Raw genomic sequence first — 12,804 nt, forward strand, 5'->3', positions numbered from 1 at the left:
AACATGAAAAAGATTATATACAGTATATTCATAGCCACACTATTTTCGGGTACTCCTATAGTTTTATCCGCTCAGAATATATATAAAGAACAGATCAATGTAAACTCAAGCCAACTGCAACAAAAAGGCGACTCCTTGTACGTCAGCATGCAGATAGACATTGAGAAGCTCGACATCGACAACCAACGTTCGTTGACCCTTACCCCTTTGCTTTCGAGTAATGGAAACCAGCGCACATTGCCCCCAGTACTGATCAACGGATCGACCCGGCACAAAGTGTACGAAAGATCTATCAACCTGAAAAAAGATCAGGCGGAACAGCTCGATTTCTATAAGGTCGTAAAAGAGAATTCCCTGAACAACACGATACAATACAATACCGTCATTCCTTACGAAAGCTGGATGGAAACCTCTCAGTTACAAGTAAAAGAAGACCTGTGCGGATGTGGAGGACATCAACAGGAAACATATACGGAAACACTGGCTGCTAACTTTGCAGGGGAGGTAAAAGCACAACCGTATATCCCGATATTAGCTTATATAGAACCACGTAAGGAAGAGATAAAAGAACGTTCATCGAAATGGGAAACAGCCTTAGATTTTCCGGTGAACCAATCGACAATCCTTCCCAACTATATGAACAATTTGTATGAGTTGAGTAAAGTCGAAGAAAAAATAAATTCTATCAAATCAGATAACAGTATCCAGATTTCAAAAATAATTATCACAGGTTTTGCCTCACCCGAAGGATCGGTAGCCATCAACGAAAAATTATCTAAGGAACGTGCCGAAGCCCTTAAGAATTATCTTGCACAAAAGCTGGCAATGCCATCTGATATTTATCAGGTACAATACGGTGGCGAAAACTGGGACGGGCTGGTTTCCTTACTCAATGCTTCCGATATAAGCCGTAAAGAAGGAATACTGGATATTATCCGGAACACAGATAACGTTGATTCAAGAAAAAGCAAACTGAAAACATTTGCAGGAGGCTCGGCGTACAAAGAACTACTTACAAATGTCTATCCCAAACTGAGAAAGGTAGTCGGAGAAGCATATTATACTGTTAAAAATTATACTGTAGACGAAACTAAAGCAAATCTGAAAGATAAGGCCAACCAACTGAGCCTTTCCGAAATTTACCAACTGGCTAACACTTATCCCGAAGGTAGCCCGTCGTTTGCCGAAGCATTCGAAACAGCAGCAAAAACATATCCGGACAATGCTATAGCCAATCTGAACTATGCAGCCGCATTATTGTCTCAAAAAGATACTCAAAACGCAAAGATATATCTCGACAAGTCAGACAAGAACAGCCCCGAGTATTCGAACAATCTGGGTGTATATTATCTACTTCTGAAAGATACCGGAAAAGCCAAAGTTGAGTTCGAAAAAGCATCGAAAGCCGGAATACCTGCCGCTAAAGTAAATTTGAAGCAGCTCGAAACCGCAAAATAAAGATATCGGCAAACCGTACTTGGAACTAAATATTCATTTTTATCTTCACTAAAGCAAAGGAGATAGCTGATCAGAGAATCGCTATCTCCTTCTTTTTTATAATAAGTAATCTGTTTAAATTTCGACAGTAAAAATAAAACAACCTCTTACATTCTAAAAAAAAATATAACTTTGTAATTCGCTTTTAATTTAATAACGAATGCCCCATAGTGATAAATCTATAAAGTGGGAAGTAGACCGGTTTGAAGAATTAACTCTTGATAAATTGTATAAAATTCTTCATCTCAGAGCCGATATCTTTGTTGTGGAACAAAACTGCCCTTATCTCGATCCCGATTTTAAAGACCAAAAAGCAAGGCATCTTCAAGGCTATGCCGGAAACAGGCTCATTGCCTATTGCCGCTTATTCGGTAAAGGAGACTATTTTGAGCAAGCCAGTATAGGACGTGTGGTGGTTGCAAAAGATTACCGCAAATACGGATACGGACATCAAATGATGGACAAAGCCATAGAACTAATCAGAGTACAGTTTAACGAGACGCGACTCACTATTTCGGCTCAGTTATATCTGAAAGCGTTTTACGAAAGCCATGGTTTTGTACAAGTTGGCGAACCCTATCTCGAGGACGATATTCCTCATATCCGAATGGAAAAGAAGTAAAAATATAACATCTAAAAAAAACAAGCATAGTTATGAAACAAAAAATCTTAGTAACAGGTGGTGCCGGATACATTGGTTCTCACACAGTTGTAGAACTTCAAAACGCCGGATACGATGTGATTGTGGTTGATAACCTGTCGAACTCGACAGCCGATAGCATAGATGGTATTGAGCGTATAACCGGAATTCGTCCTGCTTTCGAAAATGTAGATTGCAACGACGAGGCTTCTATGAAAAATATTTTCACAAAATATGCTCCTATAAGCGGAATTATCCATTTTGCAGCAAGCAAAGCCGTAGGCGAATCGGTACAGAAGCCTTTACTATATTACAAAAATAATATCGTATCACTGATAAATCTACTGGAACTGATGCCCCAGTTCGATGTAAAAGGTATTGTATTCTCTTCATCATGCACCGTTTATGGCGAGCCTGATGTAAATCCTATTGACGAAACAGCTCCGATCAAGCCGGCTGCATCGCCTTATGGTAATACCAAACAAATAAATGAAGAAATCATTCAGGACTTCATTCGTTCGGGAGCCAATATCAAAAGCATAATCCTTCGCTATTTTAATCCGGTAGGTTCGCATCCTTCGGCTGAAATCGGAGAGTTACCCAACGGAGTGCCACAGAACCTTGTGCCTTTCATTACACAAACAGCTATGGGAATCCGCAAAGAGCTGAGCATATTCGGAGACGATTATGATACTCCTGACGGATCATGTGTACGCGACTTCATCAATGTGGTAGACCTGGCTAAAGCCCACGTCATCGCAATTGACCGTATGCTACAAGACAAGTCGAATGAAAAAGTCGAAGTATTCAATCTCGGCACAGGCGACGGACTATCTGTACTGGAGCTTATCAATGTATTTGAGAAAGTAACCGGAGTGAAAGTAAACTACAAGATTGTAGGACGCCGCGAAGGAGACATTATCAAAATATGGGCTAATCCCGAAAAAGCGAATAAAGTTTTGGGGTGGACTGCTCAAACTCCTATATCTGACACAATGGCTTCTGCCTGGAAGTGGCAGGAAAAGCTAAGGGAAAAAGGAATTATGTAATAATAGAAATAATCATAAAAAAAGGCTGAAATATAAATTTCAGCCTTTTCTTTCTACATAAAGAACATTCCCTCTTATCTTGTTTTTAGTGCCTGAAAAGGAATATCACCTCGCGCATCTCCATACTTTATAGTATATTGCAGCACCTTACACGCGCCACCTTGCAATTTATTCATCTCAGTCTTGTTCAATTGTTTGATTTTTGTTTTCATAATGTAGTTTTATAAATTTAGAATATATGAATTAAAGCTGTTACTGTTAAGTTAAATATCGAATGCAATAGAATAGAAACAATTATAGCATGTATCATAGAACCATTTTCATATAACTTAATGAAATACCATCCCAAAACAGAACCGGCAATGAAAAAGTATAGAAACTCATACAAATCATAATGAGTTTTATGCGCCAGACTGAATGACACAGCTATGATAATAAGAGTGAAAAAGTTGTTTATACCCAAAAACCGAGAAAGAACCAAATAGGGTATTACCAGATTAATTATGGTTTCTACAACAGGAGCGACAATTATAGGAGCGACAATTTCATTATAGATCGTTTTAGGAGGAGATTGGTATTGATATAAAATTTCGAAATAGTAATCGATACCATTAACGATAAAAAAACTAAGCATCAGTAACAAGTAGTAAAAGAGAAAAACTCCCCTTCTCCCTTCAATGAACCGTATTACTTTTATCCTTGAATCGAGTGCTGTCTCCATCAACAGCAAAACTAGAAACATACATATTAACAACACATAATAGAACTTTCCCTTTTTTATAACAGTTTACAGTTAAACTTTCAGTCTGAAAAGAAAAAATTGAGATATGCCTAAAACAACTCAATAGAACAACAGAGGCATATCTGTTACTGATACACCTCTGTTATTCTATTTTAGTGGGGGGATAGGAATATATTCTTATCCTATAAATATGCTGGCGCCACCTATTATCTGCCAGTTTCCGTCTACTTTTTTCCAAGTACGGAAGAAGCGGGTTCTTCCTTCCATAGGCTGCTGCATAAAATAGCCCTTCATAAACACCTGAGTAGAAACAACAGCAGTATCTCCCGATACCTGTATCTCCCGGTCGACACAATCCATTGTCTCCAAAACCATATTACCGGATTTATAAGCATCCAGATCCATTTGTTTGGTGATCATGCTCCCATCGGGAACATTAAAGATCAAATCATCAGAGATCAGTTTATCTAAAGTCGCCAGATCGGCAGTTCTCATTGCTTCGAGTAAAGTTTCTTCACACTTAATTATTTCTTGTTTGAGTTCCATTCGTTGTGTTGTTTTTAGTCTTAATCGACCGTATTTTTTTATCTTTATCTAACTCAATAAGCAAGCTTAAAGTATCTGTTTCATCTTTTTTCTTCCTTACATTGAAAGATGTTACACTCTTTACCGACAGCTCGGCGAAAACGATTCCTTGATTATCCCTTTTTGCATAAAGGGAATCGTGTATCGGATTATAAGTTATTTTTTTCACCTTATCATCTTTGCGCTCTTTGGTTATATCAGCTACAATTTCGGTGGCAGTTTTTTTACCGGTATAATAATATACAGACGATGTAAATTCTTTCAGCAGCTCCCTTTGGTTATTTTGTGCCAGCTTTTTGAAAAAATCATCCAGATCAAGTTTGAGGCTTTCCAACGAAGCACCTTCTACCACAACAATGGAAGACAGGTATTGGTATCGTTCATTGGCCTCATCGACATGTTTTCCCGAAATATTTTCAAGTTTCACATTTTCCAGATAAGCCTTATAAGCATCTGCTGAATCATCTTTGAGAGTCGACACCCATGTAAGGGAATCCATAATATCCCTGATCTGGGACAAGTACGGAGTTTTAGGATTTTCGCTTATATAAGCGTAGAAAGCGTTAAGGTCAGACGATTTTTTCAATTTTTCCCAAGCAGCTATTTCCTCCTTCCGTATCTTCCTTATACGCTCGTTTGCCTCATCAACAAATTTACCATTGCGGTAGGTTACCAGATATTTAGAGTAAGACAAAACTGTATTTTCATCTACACTTTTATTCCAGAATTTAAGCTCTTTTTCTTCCGACTCGCGTTGTTCTATTACCTTTATAGTCCCAACAACACCTATCGCCACCAATATAAAGCATCCCATTAAAATGAATATAACGGCTTTCGACATCCCTTTCTTCGTCGGTTCACTTCCGGATTGTTCTACCTCTGTTTCCTCAACAGGCTGATGCTCTTCCGGCTCAATATCTTCAGGTTTTTCATTCTCATCTTCCGGCTGAACAACATCAGGTTTATTATCTAGAAAATCGGTAGCATACTGGTTTTCCATATGGTCTCTACAATCTTCACAAAATTCCTGTCCTTCTTCTACAGGTTTTCCACAGAGTAAACAATACTTATTTGTACTCATTTTTCATTCTCATTTAACCTCAACTATTCTTTATCCTCATACAGAAGATATTTTTTCCTTTTAGCCTTATACCGGTTCAGGTCATCAGCCCATGTTTTCCGGATAGCCTCTTCCGACATCCCCGATAGTATCTGCCTCTGTAACTGGTCCGATCCGGCAAGCATATTCATAAATTTAGGAGACTTGAAAAATTTTGCCCCTAAACCCGACTTCTTATAAAACTGTATCAGATATTTAAGAGTAAGCCCCTGATCGAATTTCAAGTCCCGGAGATCAACTCCGTAACATAGTTTATCTTTTTGCAACGGATTCTTATCAAATCCTTCTAACGAAACCGGAGTGAATGTAAAAGAGCCAAAACGCGAATCGGGATAACCTACCACCTGAAATGGATAATACGTTCCGCGTCCTACGCTAACATTAGTAGCTTCGAAAAAGCATAATGAAGCATATAGGTTGATAGCTTGCTCATTCGGCAAATTAGGCGACGGTTTTACAGGCAACGGGTACCTGTCTCCGTGCTTCCACCCATCCACCGGAATCACAGTCAGGTTGCATTTAGCTTTACCTGAGAGCCACCCTTCGCCATTGACCATCTGTGCCAGTTCACCGATAGTCAAACCATGTAATATAGGTATAGGATGCATCCCTACAAACGATTTATAAGCCGGTTTCAAAACCGGTCCGTCTATATAATCGTGTGGATTAGGCCTGTCTAAAACAATCAACGGTTTGTCATTTTCGGCACAAGCCTCCATTACATAATGCATAGTACTGATATATGTATAGAAACGGGCGCCTACGTCTTGTATATCAAAGATCACAATATCGACACCTTGCAGCATTTCAGCCGTAGGTTTCTTGGTTTTACCATATAACGAAACCAGAGGCAAACCTGTTTTAGAGTCTTTTCCATTTATGATGCGTTCCCCGGCATCGGCATTTCCTCTGAAACCATGCTCGGGTGCAAATATTTTCACTACATTTACGTGTTCAGACAACAGCGCATCCAAAAGGTGTGTTCCGTTTGTCTGGCAACTGGTGTGATTTATAACCAACGCCACATTCTTATTGTTTACCAGAGGCAAAAGTTTTTCTATTTTATCAGCTCCAACCCTGATTTTATCTGCCGCATCCATCTGCCCGGCAAACAATATAAAAAAGAGTAGTAGTAAAAAACCTTTTTTCATGAATTTCGTTATTTAATGACGTAAAGATAAGTGTTATTCTATGATTCTAATAACAAAAGATAAGTGACATTTGGATAAAAAGAAAGAATATGAACCCAATAGATATTATTAATAAATATTACGAAGAAAATTCTAATCTCTATAACATCCTTATCAATCACAGTTCGGATGTTACCCGTAAAGCTTTGGATATAGCCCGCAACCACCCCGAACTGAACATCAATGTACATTTTGTACGCGAAGCGGGTATGCTGCACGATATCGGTATTTTTAAGACACATGCGCCTTCGATAGACTGTTACGGCGAATACCCGTATATGGCACATGGCTACTTAGGCAGCGAACTTCTGCAAAAAGAAGGCTTCCCAAAACATGCTTTGGTATGCGAACGCCACACCGGGGCGGGGCTTACTTTACAGGAAATAACAGACCAGAACCTACCTGTACCCCATCGTGAAATGATGCCTTTAAGCATCGAAGAAAAAGTAATTTGTTTTGCAGACTGTTTCTTCTCCAAAACGCATCTGGGAGAAGAAAAATCAATTGAAACTATCAAGAAAAAATTATCCCGGTTCGGAGAACGGTCAGTCAATCAGTTTGACGAATGGTGTAAAATATTTTTATAAAAAGAATCCCGGACTTAAATAAAAGTCCGGGATTTTTTATGCGAATCAATATCAAACAAAATTAAAGGTTTCCCCTACTCTTAGTATCAAGTATCTTCTTATTTAAAGCCTTCTTATCGTTAGATGATCCTATTGCCTTAATACTGAATGCAGAAGACGAACGCAGTTGTGCAGATACGCTTGTCACTCCGGTTATATCTTTAATCGCAGCATCGAGTAATATTTCTTCCCGATCGCCTAATTCCTTAAGTCCCACGCCTTCGGTTGTAAGGTATTTTAATTCATCGGCAGGAACATCAGGATCAAAACCTCCGGAGTAATCCGACTCCAGATTCTTATTATGCACCTTAAATGTTATAGGCCAAAGCACATAAGTATTACGGCTGTCATTATCTTCGGAAAAAGCTATAGAACCCACGTTTTTCCCAACAGTATTCTCACCCACAACCTTTAAAGTTTTAGATGCTTCGGAATAATATGGTTTCAGAGAATTTATTATCAACTCACTGGCTGATGCTGTCTGAAATGTTCCGATTATATAAAGATTATTCAATTGCGAACCAAGTGTCGGTATAGATGCAAGCTTCTTATTGGAACTACTCAACAGTTCGTCAATAAAATAATCATACATATAGCTGATCTTTGTAGCATTCGTATCTGATAGTTTATCCAGTTCAGCTTGTTTTACCGAGTTATAAGTCAATATTTCAAAAAGATTTTTAGTATTCAGAGTAGGAACCAAAGCACTGGCCAAAGCCTGAGCCGAAACAAGGTATCCACCTCCATTGTATCGCAGGTCGAGAATAACATCCGTAACTCCTTTCGATTTAAAATCAGCCAGTTTGTCAAGCAACTCCACATCATACGCCCTGTTTACCAAGTCTTTCGGAGTAAAGGAATTATATACCAGATAACCGATAGTGTGATTATTCACTGTATAAATACTGTCTAACAATACCGGGTTTTCCTCATAGCCGGCAGTTGTCATTACCGTTAAATCAAAACCGGAACTATCGGCATAATTATTCACATAAAATGTATAACTGCTATTTCCCGAAAGAATAGTCGAATAATTTGACAGTGTAATAGACTGGTTATTAACCGTGAAAATAACATCGCCTCTTTTCAGCCCCTTAGCTTTTGCATCGGTATTGGGATATACATAGGTTACAATAAACGCCACCGGATAAGCCGCCATAGCAGTCTGAGTTGCAATATATTCAAACCCTATAGAAGACGAAACTGTAGATGCTGACATAGAAGCCGTTGCCAGTAAACCATCATGACTTGTATCAATTGCAGAGAAAGTATATCCTTTCGAACTCTCCTCTGAATAAAGCAACTTACTGAAAAAAGTCTCAGGATCTGATTCAAAGTTCAGGCTCGTTTTCTCGGGCATCTGATCACGCCACAGATACCACTCATCCATTTCTTCATAAATCCAATTATTCACATAAGCATTATCGGACAAGTCGGTTTCGTCGTCTGTATCCGTATCGGTTCCCGTTGTCGGGGTTTCGGTACTCTCATCGTCGTCACTACAAGCAAATCCCAGATATATACATCCGAGCAGGAATATAAAAAAAATAAATTTTGTTTTCATTGTCTATAAAAAATATCAATAATAATCGATAAAAAACAACAGGCTCTATAAGCCTGTCCGGTTACTTACAAATATAGTAAAAAGACGACCAAATGTATAATCCGATCGACATATAGACCTGATTTATAGATAATCCATCGCATAAAACCGCCAAAGGCATCTTCTCCCGGTCATCCATAATACTGGTTTTTCATATATAGCATAAACAGAGTTTATTAAACATATTTCAAGCCTATCTGTTTAGTATATATTATTAATAACTATAAAATTTACAATATAAAACCATGGATTTTGACTTAGCAATTATCGGAGGAGGACCTGCCGGTTATAATGCTGCTGAAAAAGCTGCGGAAAACGGATTACAGACTATACTTTTCGAGAAAAAATATCTTGGAGGCGTATGTCTTAACGAAGGTTGTATTCCTACTAAAACCTTATTGTACTCTTCCAAAATATACGACAGTATCAAGGGTGCCGATAAGTATGGTATCTCGGTAAAGGGTGAAACCACTGCCGATTATCCCCAAATTATCAAAAGAAAAGACAAAGTTGTACAAAAACTGACCGGTGGTGTCAGCTACAAACTATCTACAGCCGGTGTAACCGTTATCAAAGATACAGCCACTATCGAAGGAGAAAAAGGCGATCTTATCCAAATCTCGGCGGCAGGCAAAACCTATCAGGTAAAATACCTGCTGATCTGTACAGGATCAGAAACGGTTATCCCTCCAATCAAAGGGCTTTCTGATATTCCATACTGGACATCCAAAGAAGCTTTGGAAAGTACCGAATTACCTAAATCCATAGCCATTATTGGTGGTGGAGTCATCGGTATCGAGTTTGCTTCTGTCTTTAACAGCATGGGAGTTCAGGTACATGTTATAGAAATGATGCCCGAAATACTGGGAGCAATGGACAAAGAGACATCTGCTATGCTCCGCAGTGACTATGCTAAAAAAGGTGTTAAGTTTTACATGAACACCAAAGTAACCGAAGTAAGTAAAAAAGGTGTTACAGTAGAAAAAGACGGTAAGTCACAGACTATAGAAGCCGAAAAAGTACTAGTCAGTGTAGGACGCCGCCCCGTCACAAAAGGTTTAGGCCTTGAAAGCCTGAATATTGTGATGAAAGGAAATGGCGTAGCCGTAAATCAATATATGCAGACATCGCACCCTAATGTATATGCAGCCGGAGACATCACAGGATTCTCTCTGTTGGCGCATACAGCTATCAGGGAAGGCGAAGTTGCAATACATCATATAGTAGGCATCGACGACCCTATGAGTTACAAGGCAATTCCGGGCGTAGTATATACCAACCCCGAAATAGCTGGTGTAGGTAAAACAGAAGAAGAACTCACTGCCGCCGGAGAACCTTTCCGTGTATTAAAACTGCCGATGGCACACTCCGGACGTTTCATAGCAGAAAATGAGACCGGTAGCGGGCTTTGCAAAATCATTGTAAATCCTAACGACCAGATCATCGGATGTCATATGCTGGGTAATCCTGTATCCGAAATTATTCTGGTAGCCGGAATAGCTATCGAGAACGGAGATACAGTAGAAGAATTCCGCAAACATGTATACCCACATCCAACTGTCGGAGAAATTCTTCACGAAGTATTATTCTCTTAAAAAAACAACGGATATGCTTTGCATCAACAATATATATACTGATCCTTATTTCAACTTGGCTACAGAGGAATATCTGCTGAAAAACTTTTCGGAAGATATCTTTATGCTTTGGCAAAACGAACCCTCTGTGATCATCGGCAAATATCAGAATGTATTGGCTGAGGTGAATCTTGATTTCGTAGAAAAGAAACAAATCAAAATAGTCAGGCGTTTAACCGGAGGCGGAAGTGTATTTCACGATCTCGGAAACATCAACCTTACATTTATCGAACGGAATACAAATGCCGATTTCGACCGCTTTACAGCACGGACAGTAGACCTGCTTTCGAAATTAGGTATACAGGCTCAGGCCGACAACCGCCGGACAATCAATGTAAACGGGCTAAAAATATCGGGGAGCGCACAGTGCGTTCATAAAGACAAGGTAATGTACCACGCTACTCTACTCTTTTCGTCCGACCTGAAAACCCTGACCGCGACATTAGACAGTGATCCTAAACAGGTTGAGAACAATAAGGATTCGAAAATATATGTTCAATCGGTAAAAAGTCCGGTAACAAATATTCTGGAGAACCTGGCTGAACCAATGGATCTGGACTATCTGAAAGACTTTGTTTTCGATTACTTTCTACACGAAAAAGAAGGTAACGGAATGTACAAGATCAACGAAGAAGACATCAGGGCTATCAACATTCTAAGAGACAAAAAATACGCAACCAAGGAATGGAATTTTCACGGAAAAACAGAAAAACGGATTCCCGAGCCATTTCCCATTCCTGCAAATATTTAAAGAAATAACAAAAGGTCTGAGACCTCAATAAATTATAACTATGGCAGCTTTTGAAATAAAAATGCCCAAATTGGGCGAAAGTATCACAGAAGGAACTATTATCTCGTGGTCTGTTAAAGTCGGAGATAATATCGAAGAAGACGACATTTTATTCGAAGTAAACACGGCTAAAGTAAGTGCGGAAATACCTTCACCTGTAGCCGGAAAAATAACTAAGATTTTATTTAACGAAGGCGATACTGTAGCCGTAGGTACAGTTGTGGCCCTTGTAGCTCTGGATGGAGAAGGCGACGCAGAAGAAACCACAGCACCTGCGGAATCTGCAGCGAAAACAGAAGAAGCTCCTCAGACTGAAGCTCCGGCAGCAAATGCAGCACCCGAAAAACTGACTAAAGCCAGTGGAGACAGATGGTATTCGCCGGTAGTACTTCAAAGCGCAAAAACCGCTAATATAGGAAAAGAAGAACTGGATTCTATCGCAGGTACAGGATACGAAGGACGATTGAGCAAACGCGATATCGACCTCTATATTGCCAGCAAAAAATCAGGTGTTCCGGCTTCTGCTCCGGCTGCAAAAGCTCCGGCTCCGGCAGAAAGACCGGTTGCATCAGCACCAGTTGCAGAAAGTACGCCTAAGACAGCAGCTCCTGTAACATCAGGCGAAGATACAGAAGTAATAGCAATGGATCCGATCCGCCGTATTATTGCCGACCGTATGGTTTCTTCGAAAAAGATATCTCCACACGTAACCAATGTAATCGAAGTAGATGTTACTAAACTGGTTCGCTGGCGCGAGAAAAACAAAGATGCATTCAAGAAACGTGAAGGTGTAAGCCTTACTTACATGCCTGCAATCGTAGAAGCATCAGCTAAAGCACTGAAAGATTTCCCTCGTGTTAATTCATCTGTAGATGGATATAACATTATCGAAAAGAAATATATCAATGTAGGTATCGCAGTTTCTTTACCTGACGGTAACCTTATCGTGCCTGTAGTTAAGAATGCGGATAAACTGAATATTACCGGACTGGCAACATCAATCGCATCTATGGCTGACAAAGCCAGACGAAACAAACTGATGCCGGACGAAATTCAGGGAGGTACATTTACTATTACCAACTTCGGGTCATTCAAGAGCCTGTTCGGTACACCTATCATCAATCAGCCCGAAGTAGCTATACTTGGTGTAGGTATTATCGAGAAAAAGCCTTCGATTGTTGAAACGCCCGACGGTCCTGTTATTGCGATCAGAGAAAAAATGTATCTGTCATTGTCATACGACCACAGGGTAGTAGACGGAATGCTTGGAGGAAACTTCCTTCACCGCATTGCAGAGTACCTCGAAAACTGGGAAGAATAAGGCATTA

Annotated in this window: 13 protein-coding genes; 7 read left to right on the forward strand and 6 right to left on the reverse strand. The window is 39.6% G+C overall.

What is annotated here, in order from left to right; genetic code table 11:
• Positions 1-3: 3 nt before the first annotated feature.
• The 3 genes from BUC12_RS14670 (at position 4) to galE (ending at position 3,186) form a co-directional block, all read left to right on the forward strand.
• Positions 4-1,458, forward strand: a complete 1,455-nt coding sequence (locus BUC12_RS14670; protein ID WP_062180787.1) for a DUF3868 domain-containing protein — start codon at positions 4-6, stop codon at positions 1,456-1,458.
• Between the two features lie 199 nt (positions 1,459-1,657).
• Complete coding sequence (locus tag BUC12_RS14675) at positions 1,658-2,119, forward strand: GNAT family N-acetyltransferase (protein WP_062180784.1); 462 nt, start codon at positions 1,658-1,660, stop codon at positions 2,117-2,119.
• A gap of 32 nt (positions 2,120-2,151) precedes the next feature.
• Positions 2,152-3,186: a UDP-glucose 4-epimerase GalE gene (gene galE, locus BUC12_RS14680; protein ID WP_062180781.1), complete on the forward strand. Its 1,035-nt coding sequence runs from the start codon at positions 2,152-2,154 to the stop codon at positions 3,184-3,186.
• A 74-nt stretch (positions 3,187-3,260) separates the two neighbouring features.
• Here galE and BUC12_RS20105 read toward each other — a convergent pair whose 3' ends face one another.
• From BUC12_RS20105 to BUC12_RS14700, 5 genes are all read right to left on the reverse strand, one after another.
• Positions 3,261-3,398: a hypothetical protein gene (locus BUC12_RS20105; RefSeq protein WP_157257533.1), complete on the reverse strand. Its 138-nt coding sequence runs from the start codon at positions 3,396-3,398 to the stop codon at positions 3,261-3,263.
• A gap of 17 nt (positions 3,399-3,415) precedes the next feature.
• Positions 3,416-3,820 (reverse strand): CPBP family glutamic-type intramembrane protease, encoded by a 405-nt coding sequence (locus BUC12_RS14685; RefSeq protein WP_157257531.1) that lies wholly within the window; start codon positions 3,818-3,820, stop codon positions 3,416-3,418.
• Positions 3,821-4,105: 285 nt separating this feature from the next.
• Positions 4,106-4,474, reverse strand: a complete 369-nt coding sequence (locus BUC12_RS14690) for a nuclear transport factor 2 family protein (RefSeq protein ID WP_062180775.1) — start codon at positions 4,472-4,474, stop codon at positions 4,106-4,108.
• Positions 4,449-5,594: a hypothetical protein gene (locus BUC12_RS14695; RefSeq protein WP_062180772.1), complete on the reverse strand. Its 1,146-nt coding sequence runs from the start codon at positions 5,592-5,594 to the stop codon at positions 4,449-4,451. Before BUC12_RS14695 ends, BUC12_RS14690 begins: the two co-directional genes overlap by 26 nt.
• A gap of 23 nt (positions 5,595-5,617) precedes the next feature.
• On the reverse strand, positions 5,618-6,784 hold the full coding sequence (locus tag BUC12_RS14700) for an exo-beta-N-acetylmuramidase NamZ family protein (RefSeq protein ID WP_062180769.1): 1,167 nt from the start codon (positions 6,782-6,784) through the stop codon (positions 5,618-5,620).
• Between the two features lie 89 nt (positions 6,785-6,873).
• Here BUC12_RS14700 and BUC12_RS14705 point away from each other — a divergent pair, with 89 nt between their 5' ends.
• Positions 6,874-7,410, forward strand: coding sequence for an HDIG domain-containing metalloprotein (locus tag BUC12_RS14705; protein ID WP_062180766.1), 537 nt, complete (start codon positions 6,874-6,876; stop codon positions 7,408-7,410).
• A 61-nt stretch (positions 7,411-7,471) separates the two neighbouring features.
• Here the strand turns inward: BUC12_RS14705 and BUC12_RS14710 are convergent, their stop codons facing one another.
• Positions 7,472-9,013 carry a S41 family peptidase gene (locus tag BUC12_RS14710; RefSeq protein WP_062180763.1) on the reverse strand — a complete coding sequence of 514 codons (1,542 nt, stop codon included), beginning with the start codon at positions 9,011-9,013 and terminating at the stop codon, positions 7,472-7,474.
• A gap of 284 nt (positions 9,014-9,297) precedes the next feature.
• On the opposite strand from BUC12_RS14710, the gene lpdA reads away from it, so the two are divergent.
• From lpdA to BUC12_RS14725, 3 genes are read left to right on the forward strand one after another with little or no spacing between them, the layout of a single operon-like run.
• Positions 9,298-10,647, forward strand: a complete 1,350-nt coding sequence (lpdA, locus tag BUC12_RS14715) for a dihydrolipoyl dehydrogenase (protein ID WP_062180759.1) — start codon at positions 9,298-9,300, stop codon at positions 10,645-10,647.
• A gap of 13 nt (positions 10,648-10,660) precedes the next feature.
• Positions 10,661-11,437, forward strand: coding sequence for a lipoate--protein ligase family protein (locus tag BUC12_RS14720; protein WP_062180757.1), 777 nt, complete (start codon positions 10,661-10,663; stop codon positions 11,435-11,437).
• 40 nt (positions 11,438-11,477) lie between these two features.
• Positions 11,478-12,797, forward strand: a complete 1,320-nt coding sequence (locus tag BUC12_RS14725) for a dihydrolipoamide acetyltransferase family protein (RefSeq protein WP_062180754.1) — start codon at positions 11,478-11,480, stop codon at positions 12,795-12,797.
• Positions 12,798-12,804: the final 7 nt, after the last annotated feature.

This window comes from Indolivaga macrotermitis, from assembly GCF_900128985.1.
Classification (GTDB): Bacteria; Bacteroidota; Bacteroidia; order Bacteroidales; family Dysgonomonadaceae; genus Dysgonomonas_A; species Dysgonomonas_A macrotermitis.